The sequence below is a fragment of the Bradyrhizobium yuanmingense genome, assembly GCF_029167105.1.
Classification (GTDB): Bacteria; Pseudomonadota; Alphaproteobacteria; order Rhizobiales; family Xanthobacteraceae; genus Bradyrhizobium; species Bradyrhizobium yuanmingense_A.
On record NZ_JARFML010000007.1, the window covers coordinates 129184 to 148221 of the forward strand.

17 protein-coding genes and 1 tRNA gene are annotated in these 19038 nt (G+C 64.5%); 14 read left to right on the forward strand and 4 right to left on the reverse strand.

Going from position 1 to position 19038, the window contains the following annotated elements:
• The first annotated feature begins 74 nt into the window (after positions 1–74).
• The 8 genes from P0R31_RS11605 to P0R31_RS11640 all read left to right on the forward strand — a co-directional run bounded on the left by P0R31_RS11605 (position 75) and on the right by P0R31_RS11640 (position 12996).
• Complete coding sequence (locus P0R31_RS11605; RefSeq protein WP_275514163.1) at positions 75–3566, forward strand: indolepyruvate ferredoxin oxidoreductase family protein; 3492 nt, start codon at positions 75–77, stop codon at positions 3564–3566.
• 987 nt (positions 3567–4553) lie between these two features.
• On the forward strand, positions 4554–5711 hold the full coding sequence (locus P0R31_RS11610; protein WP_275514164.1) for a thiolase domain-containing protein: 1158 nt from the start codon (positions 4554–4556) through the stop codon (positions 5709–5711).
• Positions 5711–6100, forward strand: a complete 390-nt coding sequence (locus P0R31_RS11615; protein ID WP_275514165.1) for a Zn-ribbon domain-containing OB-fold protein — start codon at positions 5711–5713, stop codon at positions 6098–6100. Before P0R31_RS11610 ends, P0R31_RS11615 begins: the two co-directional genes overlap by 1 nt.
• A gap of 213 nt (positions 6101–6313) precedes the next feature.
• A complete protein-coding gene (locus P0R31_RS11620) occupies positions 6314–7174 on the forward strand; it encodes a MaoC family dehydratase (RefSeq protein WP_275514166.1) in 861 nt (286 codons plus the stop codon).
• A 179-nt stretch (positions 7175–7353) separates the two neighbouring features.
• The gene (locus tag P0R31_RS11625) at positions 7354–8232 is read left to right on the forward strand and encodes an SDR family oxidoreductase (RefSeq protein ID WP_275514167.1); all 879 of its coding nucleotides are present in this window, start codon (positions 7354–7356) and stop codon (positions 8230–8232) included.
• A gap of 133 nt (positions 8233–8365) precedes the next feature.
• A complete protein-coding gene (locus P0R31_RS11630; protein ID WP_275514168.1) occupies positions 8366–9319 on the forward strand; it encodes a dihydrodipicolinate synthase family protein in 954 nt (317 codons plus the stop codon).
• A 4-nt stretch (positions 9320–9323) separates the two neighbouring features.
• On the forward strand, positions 9324–10121 hold the full coding sequence (locus P0R31_RS11635) for an NUDIX hydrolase (RefSeq protein WP_275514169.1): 798 nt from the start codon (positions 9324–9326) through the stop codon (positions 10119–10121).
• A gap of 187 nt (positions 10122–10308) precedes the next feature.
• Positions 10309–12996 (forward strand): PAS domain S-box protein, encoded by a 2688-nt coding sequence (locus P0R31_RS11640; RefSeq protein ID WP_275514170.1) that lies wholly within the window; start codon positions 10309–10311, stop codon positions 12994–12996.
• On the opposite strand, the gene P0R31_RS11645 is transcribed toward P0R31_RS11640, so the two are convergent.
• On the reverse strand, positions 12997–13350 hold the full coding sequence (locus P0R31_RS11645; protein WP_275514171.1) for a GrlR family regulatory protein: 354 nt from the start codon (positions 13348–13350) through the stop codon (positions 12997–12999).
• A gap of 255 nt (positions 13351–13605) precedes the next feature.
• Here P0R31_RS11645 and P0R31_RS11650 point away from each other — a divergent pair, with 255 nt between their 5' ends.
• Entirely contained in the window at positions 13606–14103 is a 498-nt protein-coding gene (locus P0R31_RS11650; protein ID WP_275514172.1) for a hypothetical protein, read from the forward strand.
• 59 nt (positions 14104–14162) lie between these two features.
• On the opposite strand, the gene P0R31_RS11655 is transcribed toward P0R31_RS11650, so the two are convergent.
• Positions 14163–14549 carry a VOC family protein gene (locus P0R31_RS11655; RefSeq protein WP_036011159.1) on the reverse strand — a complete coding sequence of 129 codons (387 nt, stop codon included), beginning with the start codon at positions 14547–14549 and terminating at the stop codon, positions 14163–14165.
• Positions 14550–14730: 181 nt separating this feature from the next.
• Here P0R31_RS11655 and P0R31_RS11660 point away from each other — a divergent pair, with 181 nt between their 5' ends.
• The 3 genes from P0R31_RS11660 (at position 14731) to P0R31_RS11670 (ending at position 16211) form a co-directional block, all read left to right on the forward strand.
• Positions 14731–15303, forward strand: a complete 573-nt coding sequence (locus P0R31_RS11660; protein WP_275514173.1) for a hypothetical protein — start codon at positions 14731–14733, stop codon at positions 15301–15303.
• A 161-nt stretch (positions 15304–15464) separates the two neighbouring features.
• Complete coding sequence (locus P0R31_RS11665) at positions 15465–15986, forward strand: hypothetical protein (RefSeq protein ID WP_275514174.1); 522 nt, start codon at positions 15465–15467, stop codon at positions 15984–15986.
• A 148-nt stretch (positions 15987–16134) separates the two neighbouring features.
• Positions 16135–16211: transfer RNA gene (locus tag P0R31_RS11670), tRNA-Arg, on the forward strand.
• Between the two features lie 70 nt (positions 16212–16281).
• Here P0R31_RS11670 and P0R31_RS11675 read toward each other — a convergent pair.
• Together P0R31_RS11675 and P0R31_RS11680 are read right to left on the reverse strand one after the other, a co-directional pair.
• Positions 16282–17244 carry an AraC family transcriptional regulator gene (locus tag P0R31_RS11675; RefSeq protein WP_275514175.1) on the reverse strand — a complete coding sequence of 321 codons (963 nt, stop codon included), beginning with the start codon at positions 17242–17244 and terminating at the stop codon, positions 16282–16284.
• A gap of 324 nt (positions 17245–17568) precedes the next feature.
• Positions 17569–17853, reverse strand: coding sequence for a hypothetical protein (locus tag P0R31_RS11680; RefSeq protein ID WP_275514176.1), 285 nt, complete (start codon positions 17851–17853; stop codon positions 17569–17571).
• A 252-nt stretch (positions 17854–18105) separates the two neighbouring features.
• Here P0R31_RS11680 and P0R31_RS11685 point away from each other — a divergent pair, with 252 nt between their 5' ends.
• Together P0R31_RS11685 and P0R31_RS11690 are read left to right on the forward strand one after the other, a co-directional pair.
• Positions 18106–18516 carry a DUF3775 domain-containing protein gene (locus P0R31_RS11685; protein WP_275514177.1) on the forward strand — a complete coding sequence of 137 codons (411 nt, stop codon included), beginning with the start codon at positions 18106–18108 and terminating at the stop codon, positions 18514–18516.
• A 40-nt stretch (positions 18517–18556) separates the two neighbouring features.
• Positions 18557–19018, forward strand: coding sequence for a host attachment protein (locus P0R31_RS11690; RefSeq protein ID WP_275514178.1), 462 nt, complete (start codon positions 18557–18559; stop codon positions 19016–19018).
• The last annotated feature ends 20 nt before the right edge of the window (positions 19019–19038 follow it).

A 19038-nucleotide genomic window follows, 5' to 3' on the forward strand; every position in this document is an offset into this window, starting at 1 on the left:
CGCCCTAGCTAAAAAGAACGGGCAGGCAACGACTTAAGTCAGCAAGACCTGAACAGGGCGCAAGCGAGGACAGCATGGGCATCAACCAGGGTCCGATCAGTCTCGATCAAAAGTACACCCAGCAGACCGGACACGTCTTCACCACGGGCATCCAGGCCCTGGTCCGCTTGCCGATGGCCCAGATTCGGCGCGACCGCGCCAACGGCCTCAACACCGCAGGCTTCATCTCCGGCTATCGCGGCTCGCCGCTCGGCGGCTACGACCAGCAGCTCTTCGCCGCCCGCAAGCATCTCGAGCAGTACAACATCAAGTTCCAGCCCGGGGTGAACGAGGACCTCGCCGCGACAGCGGTGTGGGGCTCGCAGCAGCTCAACCTCTCGCCCGGCGCCAAATACGACGGCGTGGTCGGCATCTGGTACGGCAAGGGCCCGGGCGTCGACCGCTGCGGCGACGTGTTCCGTCACGGCAACGCCGCGGGCTCGGCCAAGAACGGCGGCGTGCTCTGCCTTGCCGGCGACGACCACGGTGCGAAATCCTCCACCGTCCCGCATCAGTCCGACCATGCCTTCATGTCGGCGCTGATGCCGTATCTCTATCCCTCGAGCATCCACGAGATGATCGAGATGGGCCTGCTCGGCATCGCGATGTCGCGCTATTCCGGCTGCTGGGTCGGCATGAAGGTGATCACGGAGACGGTGGAGACCACCGCCGAGATCGACCTCACCGACGAGATGAAGCCCTTCATCATCCCCACCGATTTCGAGCTGCCCCCCGGCGGCCTCAACCTGCGCTGGCCCGACGACCGCTTCGAGCAGGACCGCCGCCTGCAGGACTACAAGGGCTTTGCCGCCATCGCCTTTGCGCGCGCCAACAAGGTCAATCGCGTCACCATGGATTCGCCGAACGCCCGCTTCGGCATCATGGCCTCGGGCAAGAGCTACGAGGACGTGCGCCAGGCGCTGCGCGAGCTCGGCATCACCGAGGAGGTCGCCGCTCGAATCGGCCTTCGCCTCTACAAGATCGGCATGCCCTGGCCGCTCGAGCCGGAGGGCGTGCATGAATTCGCGGTCGGACTGGAAGAGATCTTCATCGTCGAGGAGCGGCGCGAGATCGTCGAGAACCAGGTCAAGCAGGTGTTGTTCAACTGGCGCGACGACGTGCGCCCGCGCATCGTCGGCAAGATGGACGAGCACGACAAGCGCTTCCTGACCTTCGCCGCCGAGCTCACCGTCGCTTCGCTCGCGACCTCGCTGACCGAGCGTCTGCTTCGACTTGATCTCAACCCCGAGATCGCTTCGATGCTCCGCGCCAAGGCCGACTGGTTCAACGGCCGCCAGGCGACCCAGATGCAGGCGGTCGCCCCTGTGTCCCGAACCCCGTATTTCTGCTCCGGCTGCCCCCACAACACCTCGACGAAAGTCCCCGAAGGCAGCCGCGCGCTTGCCGGCATCGGCTGCCACTTCATGGCGCTGTGGATGGACCGCTCGACCGAGACGTTCACGCATATGGGCGGCGAGGGCGTGCCTTGGGTCGGCATCGCGCCTTTCACCAACGAGAACCACATCTTCGCCAATCTCGGCGACGGCACCTACTTCCACTCCGGCATTCTCGCCATCCGCCAGGCGATCGCCTCCAAGGCCAACATCACCTACAAGATCCTCTACAACGACGCGGTGGCCATGACCGGCGGCCAGCGTCATGACGGCGATCTCTCGCCGCAACAGATCACCCAGCAGCTTTACGCCGAAGGCATCCGCGAGCTCTATCTGGTCTCGGAAAACCCCGACGCTTACCCGGCCGATACCATCGCACCGGGCGTGAAGAAGTATCACCGCGACGAGCTCGACAACGTCATGAAGATGTGCCGCGCGTTCAAGGGCACCTCGGCGATCGTGTTCGTGCAGACCTGCGCCGCCGAGAAGCGCCGCCGCCGCAAGCGCGGCCTGATGGAGGATCCGGCGCGCCGCGTCATGATCAATCCGGCCGTCTGCGAAGGCTGCGGCGATTGCTCGGTGCAGTCGAACTGCATCTCGGTCGAGCCGCTGGAGACGGAGTTCGGCCGCAAGCGCGCCATCAACCAGTCGTCCTGCAACAAGGACTATTCCTGCCTGAAGGGATTCTGTCCGTCCTTCGTCACCATCGACGGCGGCGCGCCACGCCACCGCGCGCCAGCCGAGCTCGCCGAGATCGGCGCGCTGCCCGAGCCGGCCTCACGCCCGACGCTCGACAAGCCCTACAACATTGCCGTCGGCGGCGTCGGCGGCACCGGCGTGCTCACCATCGGCGCGCTGCTCGGCATGGCCGCCCATATCGAGGGCAAGGCCTCGATGATCCTCGACATGTCGGGCCTCGCGCAAAAGGGCGGGGCGGTGCTCAGCCATGTCCGCCTGTCGGATCATCCGGCCGAGGTGACCTGTTCGCGCATCGTCACCGGCACGGCCGATCTCGTGCTCGCCGCCGACGAAGTCGTCGCCGTCGCCAAGGACACGATCACCCTTTGCGATACCAGCCGCACCCGCGGCATCATCAACAGCCACGTGATCCCGACCGCCGACTTCATCCTCAACCGCGATTTCAATTTCCAGACCCGCAAGCTGAACGGGCTGTTGGAAACCGCGCTGCACAAGGATTCGGTGTTCTTCGACTTCACCAAGCCTGCCGAGCAGCTGCTCGGCGATGCCATCGCCACCAACATGATGATGATGGGCTATGCCTATCAGAAGGGCCTGTTGCCGCTCTCCGCGGAAGCAATCGAGCAGGCGATCGAGGTCAACGGCGTCTCGATCAAGATGAACAAGGAAGCCTTCCGCCTCGGCCGTCTCGCAGTCGCCGATCCCAAGCGTCTTGCCGACATGCTGAAGGGCTCGGACGAGGTGGTCGCGCCGAAGACGCTTGACGCGATGACGCTGGACGAGGTCATCGAGCACCGCGCCAAGCATCTGACCGCCTACCAGAACGCTCGTCTCGCCAAGCGCTATCGCAAGCTCGTCGACCAGGTCCGCGACGCCGCGGCGAAGGGCGGCTATGGCGATGCGCTGCCGCGCGCGGTCGCGGTGAACTACGCCAAGCTCCTGGCCTACAAGGACGAGTACGAGGTCGCGCGCCTCTACACCGACGGCGCCTTCGAGCAGCAGCTCCGCGACCAGTTCGAGGGCGACTTCAAGTTCAACTTCAATCTGGCACCTCCGATCCTCAGCCGTGGCGTCGATGCGCTCGGCCGTCCCAAGAAGCGCGCCTTCGGCCCGTGGATGCTGAAGGTCTTCCGCGTGCTGGCCAAGTTCAAGTTCCTGCGCGGCACGCCGCTCGACATCTTCGGCCGCAGCGCCGACCGCAAGCTCGAGCGCGACCTCATCGCCGGCTACGAGAAGGACGTCGCAACGGTGCTCGGCCTGTTGTCGCCGCTCACGATCGATACCGCGGTCGAATTGCTCTCGCTGCCCGACCGCATCCGCGGCTACGGCCCCGTCAAGGAGAAGGCCGTACACGACGCCAAGGCCCGCTACGCCCAGCTCGCCGCCGACCTCGCGGGCCCGCCGCCGGCGCCCAGGCAGATCGCGGCGGAGTAGGGCGCTCTCGTAGGTCCTGTAGGGTGGGTTAGCCTTGTGAATGCGCGAAGCGCGTTCGCGAGGCGTAACCCACCGCTTCCGCCTCCGCTGAGAGCAAAGCGGTGGGTTACGCCTTCGGCTAACCCACCCTACGACACCGTCCCTTGTATCGCCCGTCGGGCAAAACACCCACGCCTGGGTCAATCCACTGGCGCGAAAACATTCCGCTTTACCGAAATTCGGAATTATCGTATCTGTCCGCCACCTCATCCCTCTCAGAGGGGCGTATCGCGATCGTCACGAAACGCGGGGTGAGCGGCGGTGGACGCGGGCTGCGTCGCGCGAGTCTTTCGCGCGCACGACAGGCGCGGTCTCGCGTACGGCAAAATCGTGTGGTCCTGACGCCCGGGGTCTGTGCGTCAAGTCTTGCGGGTCCCTCGCAAGGCGACGGGGGCAATAGTGCATCGCTCCCCGGGGAGAGCGCGACATAAGCCGTAGAGCCACTGCGCAGGGAAGGCCGGATGTTGGGCTTCACCTGTATGCCGCTGTGCATCTGTTCTTCGCGCAATTCGCGCACAGCGGACCGTGGGTGCCAGCCGGCACCCGGTCTTCCCTGCGCCCTCTGTTCAAGGAGGGAGCCAGACGGGAGCAAAACTCGGGCGAGATGCGCCGCGAGGATGCGGGCGTGTGTCTGTGATTCTCAGTTGCGGGTGGAAAGAGCGACGTCGGTAGTAGCCGCGAACTCCGTCATTGCGAGCGGAGCGAAGCAATCCAGGATCTTTCCACGGAGGGCTCTGGATTGCTTCGTCGCAAGGGCTCCTCGCAATGACGACGCGGCGGGCAGGTTCGCTTGTTATCCGAGGCCCGGATTTCGGATGTGCTCCACTCGCGCTAATCCGCCGCCCTCTCGCGGGGCGGAATATTTCCGCGCTTGCCAATCAGCCCGGTGCGGTTCAGAAAAAAGAGCCAAAAAAGAGCCACGAACGAGACGCGAGCGGAGACTGAAGTTTGACCATCAAGGGCAAGGCCTACATTGCCGGGATCTACGAACACCCGACCCGGCATGCGCCGGACAAATCCACCGCCCAGCTCCACGCTGAGGTCGCCAAGGGCGCGATCGAGGATGCCGGGATCAGCAAGGACGATATCGACGGCTATTTCTGCGCGGGTGACGCGCCCGGCGGCGCCTGGCCGATGGTCGACTATCTCGGCCTGAACACCAAGAAGCTTCGCCACATTGATTCCACCGAGACCGGCGGCTGCTCCTACATCATCCATCTCGGCCATGCCGCCGAGGCGATCGCCGCGGGCAAATGCTCGATCGCGCTCGTGACGCTCGCCGGCAAGCCGCGCACCGGCGCGATGCCGCCGCGCGGTTCCGGCGCCGAGGTCGATTTCGAGACCGCTTACGGGGCGACCACGCACAATGCCTATGGCATGTGTGCCATGCGCCACATGCACGACTATGGCACCACCTCCGAGCAGCTCGCCTGGATCAAGGTCGCGGCCTCGCATCATGCGCAATACAATCCGCATGCGATGCTCAAGGACGTCGTCACCGTCGAGGATGTCCTGAACTCGCCGATGATCTCCGATCCCCTGCATCGCATGGATTGCTGCGTCGTCTCCGACGGCGGCGGCGCGCTGATCGTGACGACGCCCGAGATCGCCAAGAGCCTGAAGAAGCCGCTGGTGCGCCTGATCGGCCATGGCGAGGCCATGAAGGGCCCGCGCGGCGGCAAGGATCTCGATCTCACGTACTCCGCCGGCGTCTGGTCCGGCCCGCGCGCGTTCGAGGAAGCCGGCATCACGCCGAAGGACATCAAATACGCCTCGATCTATGACAGCTTCACCATCACGGTGCTGATGCAGCTGGAAGACCTCGGCTTCTGCAAGAAGGGCGAGGGCGGCAAGTTCGTCGCCGACGGCAACCTGATCTCGGGCGTCGGCAAGCTGCCGTTCAACACCGACGGCGGCGGTCTGTGCAGCAACCATCCCGTCAACCGCGGCGGCATGACCAAGATCCTCGAGGCCGTCAGGCAGCTGCGCGGCGAGGCGCATCCGAAGGTGCAGGTCAAGAACTGCGATCTCGCCATCGCCCACGGCACCGGCGGCCTCTTGGGTGTTCGCCACGCCGCCTCGACCGCCATTCTGGAGCGCGTGTGATGAGCGAAGTGAAAAAGTATCCGGCCCCGGTGACGAATCCCGAGACATCAGCGTTCTGGGACGCGGCGAAAGAGGGCAAGTTCATGATCAAGCGCTGCACCGCCTGCGGCGAAGCGCATTACTTCCCGCGTTCGATCTGCCCGTTCTGCTACTCCGACAAGACGGTGTGGGAAGAGGCTTCCGGCGAGGGCACGATCTATACCTACAGCCTGATGCGGAAATCGCCGACCGGTCCTTACGCCATCGGCTACGTCACGCTGAAGGAGGGACCGTCTGTGCAGACCAATTTCGTCGACTGCGATCTCGAGAAGCTCAAGATCGGCCAGAAGGTGAAGGTGGTGTTCAAGCCGACCGACGGCGCCCCGCTGCCGTTTTTCACGATCGCCTGACGCGAAGCAAGATGTAACCCACTCCCCTTGTGGGAGAGGATGGCAGCCGAAGGCTGCCGGGTGAGGGGTCTCTCTCCACACGAGAAGTGCCACTGCGGAGCCAACCCCTCACCCGAGTGAGTTTGTTGCAAGGGCGGTGCGGCCCTCTCCAAGGGGAGGGGGCACATCAACGGGCGCCGCTGCTCGCGGAGAGACCGAGAGGAAACCAGAAGAATGTCCGCCAGATACGAAGAGCTCAAAGGCCTGAAAAACCTCGGCCAGAAATACGCCTACACCGATCGCGAAGTCATGCTCTATGCCTACGGCATCGGGCTCGGCGCCGATCCCATGGACGAGAACGAGCTCGCCTTCGTCAACGAGGGCACGTTCACGCCGCGGCCGCTGAAGGTGGTGCCGACCTTCGCCTCCGTCGCTGCGTGGGGCTCGGGTCCGGGCGAGATGAATCTGAACCGCGTCATGGTGGTCGACGGCGAGCGCGACATCACGTTCCACCAGCCGCTGCCGGTAGCCGCCAACATCACCGCGGACTCCTCGGTGCTCGAAGTCTACGACAAGGGCAAGGACAAGGGCGTGGTCATCGTTCACCAGACCGTGCTGAAGAACGAGAAGGGCGAGAAGCTCGCAACCCTGGTCGCCTCGCGCTTTGCCCGTGGCGATGGCGGCTTCGGCGGGCCGAACCTGACCCAGCCGGATCCGCACAAGATTCCATCGCGCGAGCCCGACAAGACCATCGACATCACCACGCGCCCCGACCAGGCGCTGGTCTATCGCCTCTGCGGCGACCGCAATCCGCTGCACTCCGATCCCGAGTTCGCCAATAAGGCCGGCTTCCCGCGTCCGATCCTGCACGGCATGTGCACCTACGGCATCACCTGCCGCGGCGTGCTCCAGACCTATGCCGACTACGATGCGAGCGCCTTCCGCCAGCACGTCGCGCGGTTCTCCTCGCCGGTCTATCCCGGCGAGACCGTGACCATGGACCTCTGGAAGGACGGCAACGTGATCTCGTTCGAAGCCAAGGTGAAGTCGCGCGGGGTGACGGTGATCAAGAACGGCAAGACGGTGCTGGGTTAGCAACAAGGTACTGCCGTCGTCTCCCTCGCCCCGCTTGCGGGGAGAGGGTGGGGTGAGGGGCTCTCACCACGAGTCGGGACGGTATTGAGACCTGTACCCCCTCACCCGATCGCTACGCGATCGACCTCTCCCCGCAAGCGGGGCGAGGTAAGAAAAAACAAAACCAGGGAGACGCCACCATGGGACTACTCGACGGCAAGGTCGCGCTGATCACGGGCGCGGGCGGCGGGCTCGGTGAGGCCTATGCAAAGCTGTTCGCGCGGGAAGGGGCCTCGGTCGTCGTCAACGATCTCGGCGGTCCCCGCGACGGCTCCGGCGCCGACAAGTCCATGGCGCAGCAGGTGGTGGATGCGATCAAGGCCGAGGGCGGCAAGGCGGTCGCCAACGGTGCCGACATCTCCACCATGGAAGGCGGCCAGTCGGTGTTCGACGACGCCATCAAGCACTTTGGCCGCGCCGACATCCTGGTCAACAATGCCGGCATTTTGCGCGACCAGACCTTTCACAAGGCCAGCGAGGGCGACTGGGACAAGGTCATCAAGGTCCATCTGAAGGGTACCTTTTGTTGCACCATGCCGGTGTTTCGCTGGATGCGGGAAAACGGCGGCGGCGTCATCGTCAACACCTCCTCGACGTCAGGGCTGATCGGCAATTTCGGCCAGACCAATTACGGCGCGGCCAAAGGCGGCATCTGGGGCCTGTCCAACGTGCTCGCGATCGAGGGCCGCAAGTACAACATCCGGATCTGGACGCTGGCCCCGGGTGCCCTGACCCGCATGACCGCAGACCTGCCCCGCTATAAGGAGAACCCCGGCGCCGCGCTCGGGCCGGACGGCATCGCGCCGGCCGTGCTATACATGGTCAGCGACTTGTCGGGCGACCAGACCGGCAAGGTGCTGGGCGTGTCCGGGCCCCGCGGCGTGCGCGAGATGCGGATGATGGAGATGGAAGGCTGGAAGCCGCCGCACTCGGGCTGGAACGCCCGGGACATCGTCGATCACGCCAAGGAGATCTTCTTCTCCGAGGAGCAGATCAAGATGGGGGCGCGGCGGTTTTAGCCAAAACTGTCATTCCGGGGCGCGACGAAGTCGCGAGCCCGGAATCCATAACCACTAGCCGGGGTTATGGATTCCGGGCCTGGCCCTTCGGGCCATCCCGGAATGACGACAATTGATAGGACAGAGAGACCCGATGAAACTCACCGCCGACGCCAAGGGCACTTTCGCAATCGCGCCGACGCCGTTCCACGACGACGGCCGGATCGACGAGCGCTCGATCGACCGCCTGACCGATTTCTACGAGGAGGTCCGCTGCGACGGCGTCACGGTGCTGGGCATTCTCGGCGAGGCTCCGAAGCTCGACGCCGCCGAGGCCGAGCAGGTGGCGGTGCGCTATGTCAAGCGCGCCAAGAAGATGCAGGTGATCGTCGGCGTCTCCGCGCCGGGCTTTGCCACCATGCGCTCGCTCGCCAAGGCCTCGATGGATGCGGGCGCGGCCGGCGTCATGATCGCGCCGCCGCCCTCGCTTCGCACCGACGATCAGATCATCGGCTATTTCAAGCAGGCGGCGGAAGCGATCGGCCCTGATGTGCCCTGGGTGCTCCAGGACTATCCGCTGACCTTGCAGGTCGTGTTCACCCCCGCCGTGATCCGCAAGATCGTCATGGACAATCCGAATTGCGTGATGCTCAAGCACGAGGACTGGCCGGGCCTGGAGAAGATCTCGACGCTGCGCGGCTTCCAGAAGGACGGTTCGCTCCGTCCGCTCTCGATCCTCTGCGGCAATGGCGGCACCTTCCTGGACTTCGAGATGGAGCGCGGCGCCGACGGCGCGATGACCGGCTACGCCTTCCCGGAACTCCTGATCGACGTCGTGAACCTCTCCAAGGCCGGCAAGCGCGACGCCGCGCATGACATCTTCGATGCGCATCTGCCGCTGATCCGCTACGAGCAGCAGCCCGGCGTCGGCCTGACCGTGCGCAAATATGTGCTGCAGAAGCGCGGCATTATCGCCTCGAGCGCGCAGCGCAAGCCCGGCGCGACGATGACGGCGACGGCGAAGGCCGAGGTTGATTATCTCTTGTCGCGCGTTGCCCGCTTCGACAAGCGCGCCAATCTCGGCCCGCAATCCAGCGCCGCGGGTTAGCTGCATGGCCGAGACATCAGCATCACGCCCGGCCTCGACGATCCTCCTGCTGCGCGACGGCGCCGCACGGGAAATCGAGGTCTTCATGATGGTCCGCCATCATCAGATCGAGTTCAACTCGGGCGCGCTGGTGTTTCCCGGCGGCAGTGTCGATGCCGGCGACAAGGAGATCGTCGCCCGCGCCGACCTCTATTCGGGCGGCGAAAGCCTCAGCGAAGCGGACCGCGGCTTTCGGATCGCCGCGATTCGCGAGACCTTTGAGGAGAGCGGGATCCTGCTGGCGCGCTCGAAGGACACCGGCGCGCCAATCGACGCCAAGCGCGCCGGCGAGATCGCCGACGCGCATCGCGTCGCCCTCAACGAGCACAAGATCAGCTTTCTGAAGATCCTCGACGACAACGGCCTCCAGCTCGCGCTCGACACGCTGGTGCCTTACGCGCACTGGATCACGCCGGAGGGCATGCCGAAGCGGTTCGACACCTGGTTTTTCCTGGCCGCCGCGCCGCCGGATCAGCTCGGCGCACATGATGGCCGCGAGTCCACCGATTCGATCTGGATCTCGCCGCGCGAGGCGGTGGAGGGCGGGGAGAGCGGCCGCTTCAAGCTGCCGTTCCCGACCACGCGCAATCTGATCCGGCTCGCCAAGCAGGGAAGCGTGAGTGCGGCGCTGGAGCACGCCCGCGGCCTGTCGATCGTCACGGTGATGCCGGTGATGACCAAGACCGAAACCGGCCGCCAGCTCCGCATCCCTCGCGAGGCCGGCTATGACGGCGAGGTATTCGAGGTCGGGGCCGTCGGCTAGTACACTTCGACGCGCAACGAAGTATCGACGAATCCCGGCCCGCAGGGGGGCCAGCGTCAAACTGTCGTAAAGCTGAAGCGGGCGGCAGGTCCTGATATTAACGATATTCCGCGTCCCGAGGCATGTTCCCCCCGGGCAGGAATACGTCGTATATTAGACCTCCAGCAGTCCGGTCCTCAAACCACCAATGTCCGCCGAATTGACGCCGTCCCCTGAGAAAAGGCGAACCTTCTCGCTCTCCATCGGCCAGCTCACCTTCGGTAGCTTCCTGTTGGTGCTGGCGGTAATCATCGTCACCTCGACGGCGAGCGTGATTGCGATCCGGCACATCGATTCGACCTTCGCCGAGCTGCAGCGGCTGCAGAGCGTCGGCGATCTCGCCGAGGACATCGATCGCCGCATGAACGAACTGCGTCTTGCCGCGCGCGACTTCGTCACGGATCCCGGTGCCGGCGTCCAGTTCCAGCAGGTCGGCGAGGCGGCCTCGACGCTCAGCGACATCCTGAAGAAGACCCGCATCGAGCTCGCGCCCGAGCAGCAGGACATGATCGACGGGGTCACCGAGCGGCTTGCGACCTATCGCACCGGCCTCGAGCGGATCTCTACCCTGATCGACCGCCGTGCCCAGCTGCTCGCCGGACTGCCGCCGCTGCGCGACCAGTTCGACGCAGCCGTCGCAGACGCCGCGGACCGCGAGCTGGCCTTCCGTCTGGCCGAGGCGCAGAGCCGGATCGCGCTCGGACTGCTCGCGCGCAACCCGTCCGCGGCCGAGCAGGCCGCACAGGGCATGCGGGGGCTCGATATCGGCGATGCCAAGCTGAAGTCGGCGGTGAACGACTATGCCGAGGCCATCATGGCCGTCGCCGTCCGCGAGCGGCAGATCGCCGACATCGATCGCGAGGTGCTGGGAACGGAAGGCCGGCTGATCGGCCGCGTCACCGAATTGCTGCGCGAGGTCAGCTCCCGGCGCGGCCACGTGCTGTCGCGCGACTTTGCCCGGACGCTGACCGAGGCGCGATGGCAGAGCATCGTGCTCGGCACGGTCGGCGTGCTCATCGGCATTGGCGCTGCGTGGTTCGTGGTGCGCAGGACGGTGCGTCCGCTCGCCCAGATCGCGCGATCCATTCGTGCGCTTGCAACCGGCCGGAAAGACGCCTCAATTCCGTCCGCCGACCTCGACAACGAGATCGGCGACATTGCGCGGGCGGCCGAAGTGTTTCGCCGCGCGCTGGAGGAGGCCGACACCGCGCGCGAGGCGGCGGTGCGCGCGCTCACCGAGCAGCGCCTCGCCGAGGAGAGCTATCGAAAACTGTTCGAAGGCTCCATCGACGGCATCTACGTGACGACGCCGGCCGGTGACCTCCTCAACGCCAATCCCGCGCTGGCGCGCATGATGGGCTATGACAGCCCGCAGCAGCTGATCGACAGCATCAGCGATATCGCCCACACGATCTACGTCCACCCCGAGGCGCGCACCGAGTACCAGCGGCTGATGGCGCGCGACGGCATGGTGCGCGAGTTCGAGTATCAGGTGCGCCAGCGCAGCGGCGACATTCTCTGGCTCTCCGACAGCGCCACGGGCGTGCGCGACGAAGCGGGCAACATTGTCCGCTACGAGGGCACGCTGCGCGACATCACCGACCAGAAGCGAGCGGAGGAGGCCATCGCCGAAGGCCGGCGCCTGCTGCAGCAGGTTATCGACACCGTGCCCGCGGTGATCAACGTCAAGGATCGAGACCTGCGCTACGTGCTGATGAACCGCTACATGGCCGGCATCTTCGGCATCGAGCCCGGCGAGGCGCTCGGCCGCACCACGGCCGACCTGATGTCGCGCTACGGCGCATCCAAGTCCGACGAGAGCGACAAGCGGGTGCTCAAGCTTAGAAAAGGTCTCGGTTTCTACGAGGAGGAGTATCAGGACGCCTCCGGCAACATGCGGCAATGGCTGGTCAACAAGTTGCCGCTGCTCGACGCCGAGGGCGAGATCGAGCGGATCGTGACCGTCGCGCTCGATATCGGCGAGCGCAAGCGGGGCGAGCAGGAGATGCGCAAGGCCAAGGAAGCCGCCGAAACCGCGCTGCGCAATCTCCGCGAGACCCAGGCCTCCCTGATCGAGGCCGAGAAACTCGCCGCGCTCGGGCGCCTCGTCGCCGGCGTCGCCCACGAGGTCAACAATCCCGTCGGTATCAGCCTCACCGTCGCCTCCGCGCTGGAGCGCAAGACCGCCATGTTCACCGCCGAAGTCGAGCGCGGCGAGCTGCGCCGCTCCACGCTCAACGACTTCCTCAGCACCAGCCGCGATGCGTCCTCGCAGCTCGTCTCCAATCTCAACCGCGCCGCCGAGCTGATCCAGTCGTTCAAGCAGGTCGCCGCCGACCGCAACTATTCGGATCAGCGTACTTTCGATCTCGGCGACCTCACCGAGCAGGTGGTGATGAGCCTGCGGCCGGGCCTGCGTAAGCACAATCTGACGCTCAACGTCGAGTGTCAGCCGGACCTGACGATGAACAGCTATCCCGGCCCGTACGGCCAGGTGCTGACCAACCTGTTCCTGAATTCGGTGGCGCACGCTTTTCCGGACGGAAGGCCCGGCACGATCGAGATTCAGGTGCGCGAGTCCGGCAAGGACAACGTCGAGATCATCTTCTCCGACAACGGCTGCGGCATGTCGCTCGACGTCCGCCGCCGCGCCTTCGATCCGTTTTTCACCACGCGGCGCGACCAAGGCGGCACCGGCCTCGGGCTGCACATCGTCTACAGCATCGTCACCAACCGGCTCGGTGGCCGGCTCGATCTCGATTCCGAACCGGGTGGTGGTACGCGCATCCAGATGATCCTGCCGCGTGTGGCGCCGCTCGAACAGGCCGCGGAATAATTAATCGACGTCGGCAAGCTTGTGCAGCGTCGCGCCGAAGATCTGGCTCGCCTTGCCGACCAGCGCGGTGCCGGTCATCTGTCCGCGCGTATCCGTGAACGTGCCGGTGACGCCGATCCCGACCGGGGCAGGGCCGCCGAACAGCGGATTGTCATCGCCCCGAGGCGAGGTGTGCCGTTGCACCAGCACCTCGCCTTTGAAGGTGTTGTTGTCCTTCACCGTGTAACTGCCGGTGTAATAGAGGTAGGCATCGCCGCCGAGAATCTTGCCGTCACGGAAGAGAATCACGCCGCTGCCCTTGCCGACTCGACCATCGAGCAGGGTGACGTGAATTGAATAGAGGCCGTTTTTCATAACGTCCCGTAGGCCGGCCGCCATCGCCCAATGGCGTAACCGGTCCCGCTTTTATGCCAAAGCCCATCTCCTCGCGCAACGCGGCAGTTTGCCGGCCGGTCGCGGCGGCCTGCGAGCCGCAATTGTCCGGGCTTGTCCATGACAGCATCATGACGCTCTGATGGTGAGGCGAGGCCCGACGTTGCGAATCAGAGTTGGCCCGCGAAATGCATAACCATTGTTGCACTGGCCGCGGGGTGCTGGAGCAAGACGAACGTGACCAACTGGATCGATTCCGGCGGCGATGAGCCGCGCTTGTACGGTGCGCGTCCCACGAATTGCAAAAGCGAACAGCGGCGGACTGGGAATGCTATACGCCGGCGAGCCCTGACGAGGCTGGTCTACGCCTTGGCTTTGATCGTGCTCGCGGCGCCCTCGGGGCACGCGCGCGACCGCGGGCAGTTCGCAAACACCAATCCCGAATTGAAGGCCTGGTTCGACAGTCTGCGCAGCGGCAAGGGGCCTTGCTGCTCCGATGCCGACGGTTCGGCGCTTTCGGACTCCGACTGGGACAGCAAGGACGGGCATTATCGCGTTCGCGTCCCGCGCTATGGCTATGCGCTCGATGGCCAGCAGCAGGAGCTCGTCTGGGTCGACGTGCCCGCGGAGGCCGTGATCTCGGAGCCGAACCGGGTGGGACGCACCATGGTCTGGCCGATCTACGGCTACATGGGGGTCACCATCCGCTGCTTTATGCCCGGTAGCATGACTTAGCCTTCGGGCGTGACGTCGTCGCCGGCTCGGATGCCTGGACGGCGGGGCGCCCCGTCGCGTCAGGTATATTTCTTGTCGCGCTCGAGCAGCTCGATCGAGATGCCCTCGGGCCCGCGGATGAAGCAGATGCGTACGCCGGGACGAATGGTCGTCGGCTCGCGCGTAAACGTGACACCCTTGGCCTTGATCTCGGCGGCGACCGCGTCGATGTCCTTTACCGTCAAGCCGAAATGGTCGAGGCCCTGATGCGGGTGCGGAGGTGGCGGGCTGACGGCGCTGTCGCCCTCGAGTGGCGCGATGAAGATCCTGGCTCCGCCGAGGTTCACGTCGATTCGTCCTGGCGCGCGCACGATCTCGCCACCAAGGATGTCCTGCAGCCAGGCCGCGGTGGCCTCCGGATCGGGGCTGCGCAGATGGACGTGATCCCAAGCGACAGCGAACGGCATTTCATAATCTCCCAACGGGTCTTTTCGATGCTATGGCGCATGCTAGCAGTATCGCCGGTCGTCACCACCGCCGTTGCCGACTCGCATGACTTGGGGGAACCTTAGTTCGTCGCCCGAATTAAGGTAAGCTCTGACTAAATCCATCTTCGATGGTGCTTGCGGTCGCGATCGGTGTGCAACCATGAATGCGAGGCTCGACCGACTCGGATTGGGGCGCTTCGCCGGCACCGGCGAACGACTGGCACGGGCCGTGACGATTGCGAGCGTCTCATTTGGCCGAAGCCTTCTATGGCTGCTGGCGGCAATCATCGTCGGTTGCGGCATTTGGATGCTGCTACCTCTCTCCAAGGGCAACAGTGCGGAGCCGGTGAGGGCCGATCTGGCGGCTGTTGAAGCGCCTCCCTCCGGCGATGCGTCCAAAGTAGCCTCACCTGTGTCCGAAGCTCAGGCGCCGGCGACAGCAGAACTTGGTCGTCTCAGGATTTCATCACAGACCTGGCGTCGCGGCGGCCTCGGCTCCAAAGCCCTGGTGACGTTCACGCTGCGAAACGACAACGACTATGCCGTAAAAGATGTCGAGATCGTCTGCGCCTTCACGCGGCGCGACGGAAGTCATCTGACCGACCGCAGCCGCGTACTGGCGGATCCGGTCAGCATGAGGAGCCGCAAGACCTTCGTGCGTATTCCTGTCGGTTTCGTCAACGTGAATGCCGATCAGGCAAAATGTTCCCTGGTTGCAGCGCGCCGCGCTTGAAGGCGGCCTGTCCCGGTAGCTGAAAAGTTACCTTGTGCGGTCCTTGGCCGAAAACCATGCATCACCATTTGAACCGAACGGCTGGAGCAGGAACCAATTGGAAGATCGCCTGTTGAGGCGAGCAGAGCCCACGCGGGGATGCGGGGGGCGGAGCGCGGCCAATGCCCATCTTTAGGTATTTCATCTTTGTCGGTGGAGCTTTGCTCACACTGCTGTTCGCGGCGAATGTCGTTTTCCCGGCGCCGCCGCCCGTGGCGCACGTGGTCGCGACTGCAGGTAACGACCAGCCGCTGATCCGAATCCGGTCCGATCGTCATCTGCCTGAGCGCGTCGTCCTCGACACCAGCCAGCCGACGATTGTCGCACCCGCTGTTCAGACCGCCGCAGTTGCGGCTCCCCAGCCACCGGTACAGGACAGCCTGTCGCCGGCTTTGGCCGAGATGTCGGCCAAGACGCGGGTGCGCGAGACCTTCGCCCAGTTCGCGCCAGCGCCGAGGGCCGGGACTGCCGCAGCCAGGAAGTCCGAGGCCGTTCAGCCGCAGACGTCCCAGGCTCAAGCGTCTCCGGTCCAGGCTCAGCCCAAGCGTAAGATCGCCAGGACCTATCCGACGTCGCAGCCGGGCCGCCCCATGATGCTGGTCGCTCAGCAGCCGCATTTCGGCCTCTTCAACACGACCTGGTAACAGCGCCTTCGGCAGCCTCGATCGAGGCGGGAAGGGCTTTTTATTGGCCGGCCTCTCTGCTAATTCGAACCGATCCGAATGCCGTCGGTGTGCTGGCTCCTCGCCAGCGCCAGCCGGCGGATTTCGACGGCCCGCTGCCCGGGCCGGGGCGCTCGTAGCTCAGCTGGATAGAGCATCGGATTTCGATTCCGAGGGTCGGAGGTTCGAATCCTTCCGAGCGCGCCAGTCCTCTTGTTCCATATATGTTCTAAAGCGGCGAGGATGCCGGGTCACCCACCGCGAGGGCCGGCGTCCATCAGCCTGCCCGGACACCGCTTTGCCGGCCGCGTGCCAGAGTGTCGGAGGGCGCCTCGTGGAAGATCGCGCGGTAGGCTGCGGCAAATTCGCCGAGATGATGGAAGCCCTGGGCACGTGCGCAGGTGGCCACGGTGACGCCGCCCTTGAGGAGGCGGGCGCGGGTCGCCCACAGCCTCTTCAGGCGAATGTACTGGTGCAGGCTCATGCCCCGCACCTTGCTGACGGCGCCGCCGAGCGTACGGATCGAGACGTCGAACTCGCGGGCGAGATCGGCTGTATAGATCGGCGCGGTCGGATAGGTAGCGACGTAGTCGTCGATGCGCTGCACGAGCTTGATCGCCCGCTCGCTGTGGACCGAGGTGCTCCGATCCGACGTCGAATCGATTCGAAACAAATCGTCGAGCGCGAGCAGCAGGCCTTCCTGCAGATGGGCCGCAACCTCGGTCGTCTCGAACAGGCCTGGCTGCACTGACGCGGTGCGCAGGATATCGAACAGGAGCTGTCGGGTGTGGAGCAGGGCGGGCCGGTTCGCGACATGGGCGCGCAAATGGTCGGTGCGGTCGAACCAGCCCCGGTCTCTCAGCTCGGGGGAGAAGATGATCATGGCGTGATGATTGGTCCGGGGCTCGACGAAATGGCACTCATCGTTGCCGTGGAGGGCAGCGAAGAAGCTGGCGTCGAGATCCACACCTTTGAAGTTGACCTGAAGATCGTCGGTCATCGACAGGATCACCATCCCGCCCGGCATGCGATAGGCGGTGTCTAGGATCCGCGCGAACGATCTCATCACGATGATGCGGCACGCCGGCAGGGAGACGATGGCTCGGGCCGCCGCGAAGTTCGGGATGTCGAGCGGAATGCTCCTCGCATCCTCCATCGTCTCAATCGGCCGAAACGCATCGACATCGGAGAAGCCGATCAGGTGAAGCGCAGAGGAGGGAGCGAGGTCGTCGAACAACATGATTCTGGCCGGCCGTTGAAATGAGACAATCAAATGAACGTCGCTGCATCATCAATGGCGAACTATCGAGTTTCAGTAAACCGAATTTCAGGCCGTAGTATTGCGGGCATCATGCCATGAGGTCGGTTGGATCATCGCCGTTTCTCGACGCTCTGCACCTTCATGTTGACGGCACCGAAACACGATCGGTTAAATCGTCGTAAGTGACTTTTTCGGCTGATCTCATCCTTGATCTAGATCAAACATGAACGGCTTCGGGCCAGTGATCCACTGCGCAAGACATGATCTCGAAAAAGCGAAGGGGCCCGAAGGCCCCTTCAAACGTCACCAGCGGCGATAGCCGTAGTACCCATAATGGCGCGGCCCGTAATAGCGCGGCGGCCCATAGTACCGCGGGCTGTAATAATATGGCCGTGGCCTGTAGTAGTAGCCATAATAGTTCGGCCGCCACCAGCACCGTCCCCAGGCGTCGCAGACCATGCGGACCTGCTCGACGCCGGAGACCTGCGGTGTCGCAGGTGCAGGCGCGATGGGCATGGCGGATGCCGTCGACGATGCAACGAGGGCGCCGAACAGGAACGCGGCCAATCGGCCAGTCGTGAGGTTCATGATGTCTTCCTCCGCTTACGAGATGCAGGATATCGAGGTTGTTCTGATCAAATTGTGGCCGAACCGAAATGTAATACAGATGAACAAACCTTCGGCGAGCTGACCCTTACGTCACGGCTCGGGAGCGGGCATAGGCCGTTAGGCCATGCCGTGGCTTGACCTTGATCCTGCGCAATTCGCAAGCATGCTTTGGCTCTTACTGTTGCCGCCATGGCAGCGGCGTGGTGCCTGCTGCCGGGCAAGGTGAGCTGAATGCGAGTCATTCCAGATCTGTCGATCTCGCCGGAGAAGGTGTTCTTCGTCATTTCGAAATCCCGCCGATCCGACGCCGAAGCGAGCGGGGGTGGCGTCGTCCTGGACTTCGGCGACGACGACATGAGCTACGGCCGCGGTGGGCGCGGCGACACCACCGACCGTGCGGAGCTCGTGGGTTTCATCCGCGCTCTCAATGTTGACGAGCAGATCGATCTCGTGGCGCTGACTTGGCTTGGCCGCGGCGACGGTGATGTCTCCGATTGGCGTCAGCTGCGCGCTCAGGCTGCGCAGGCGCACAACCAGCGCACCGCCTCCTACCTGATCGGCACGCCACTGCTCGCAGACTATCTGGAAGAGGCGATGGCGCAATTCGGCAAGTCCTTCGAAGAATTCGAAGAACAACTCTGATGCCGGATGCGGCGTCTGCAAGTGTGAAGGAGAAGTTGCGATGGACAAAATGAGAATGGACAAGGGTGACTGGCTGGTCGTGTGCGACGGGCGCAAGGCGCTCATTCTGGAAAACCTCGGCGACGAGATGTTTCCGAATCTCCACACCAGGGAGGTGCACGAGCAGCCCAATCCCGCGACCGCCGCTCAAGGGTCCGCCGCGCCGGGCCGGTTACATGGCGCAGCCGGCGGTGCACGCAGCACCGTCGAGCAGACCGATTGGCACGACGAGGCCGAGCGCGCCTTTCTACGGAGCCTGGCCGGCCGGCTCGATGCCGCCGTCAGCTCCGGTGAGACCACGGCCCTGACCATGGTGGCCTCGCCGCGTGCGCTCGGCATGATTCGCGCCGACTATTCGGACGGGCTGCGCAAGGCGCTTCAGGGGGAGGTCGGCAAGGACCTCGTCAAGCTGCCGGTCTACGAGATCGAGAAGCAATTGCTGCGGTCGGGCGCCGCCAAATAGAGGAGTCGCAGCGGCCGCGG

What these genes read in the sequence shown, in the direction of transcription:
- P0R31_RS11605 (WP_275514163.1), top strand. Translation starts at nt 75, where the DNA reads ATGGGCATCAACCAGGGTCCGATCAGTCTCGATCAAAAGTACACCCAG.
- P0R31_RS11615 (WP_275514165.1), top strand. Translation starts at nt 5,711, where the DNA reads ATGAGCGAAGTGAAAAAGTATCCGGCCCCGGTGACGAATCCCGAGACA.
- P0R31_RS11620 (WP_275514166.1), top strand. Translation starts at nt 6,314, where the DNA reads ATGTCCGCCAGATACGAAGAGCTCAAAGGCCTGAAAAACCTCGGCCAG.
- P0R31_RS11625 (WP_275514167.1), top strand. Translation starts at nt 7,354, where the DNA reads ATGGGACTACTCGACGGCAAGGTCGCGCTGATCACGGGCGCGGGCGGC.
- P0R31_RS11630 (WP_275514168.1), top strand. Translation starts at nt 8,366, where the DNA reads ATGAAACTCACCGCCGACGCCAAGGGCACTTTCGCAATCGCGCCGACG.
- P0R31_RS11635 (WP_275514169.1), top strand. Translation starts at nt 9,324, where the DNA reads ATGGCCGAGACATCAGCATCACGCCCGGCCTCGACGATCCTCCTGCTG.
- P0R31_RS11640 (WP_275514170.1), top strand. Translation starts at nt 10,309, where the DNA reads ATGTCCGCCGAATTGACGCCGTCCCCTGAGAAAAGGCGAACCTTCTCG.
- P0R31_RS11645 (WP_275514171.1), bottom strand. Translation starts at nt 13,350, where the DNA reads ATGAAAAACGGCCTCTATTCAATTCACGTCACCCTGCTCGATGGTCGA.
- P0R31_RS11655 (WP_036011159.1), bottom strand. Translation starts at nt 14,549, where the DNA reads ATGCCGTTCGCTGTCGCTTGGGATCACGTCCATCTGCGCAGCCCCGAT.
- P0R31_RS11660 (WP_275514173.1), top strand. Translation starts at nt 14,731, where the DNA reads ATGAATGCGAGGCTCGACCGACTCGGATTGGGGCGCTTCGCCGGCACC.
- P0R31_RS11665 (WP_275514174.1), top strand. Translation starts at nt 15,465, where the DNA reads ATGCCCATCTTTAGGTATTTCATCTTTGTCGGTGGAGCTTTGCTCACA.
- P0R31_RS11675 (WP_275514175.1), bottom strand. Translation starts at nt 17,244, where the DNA reads ATGTTGTTCGACGACCTCGCTCCCTCCTCTGCGCTTCACCTGATCGGC.
- P0R31_RS11680 (WP_275514176.1), bottom strand. Translation starts at nt 17,853, where the DNA reads ATGAACCTCACGACTGGCCGATTGGCCGCGTTCCTGTTCGGCGCCCTC.
- P0R31_RS11685 (WP_275514177.1), top strand. Translation starts at nt 18,106, where the DNA reads ATGCGAGTCATTCCAGATCTGTCGATCTCGCCGGAGAAGGTGTTCTTC.
- P0R31_RS11690 (WP_275514178.1), top strand. Translation starts at nt 18,557, where the DNA reads ATGGACAAAATGAGAATGGACAAGGGTGACTGGCTGGTCGTGTGCGAC.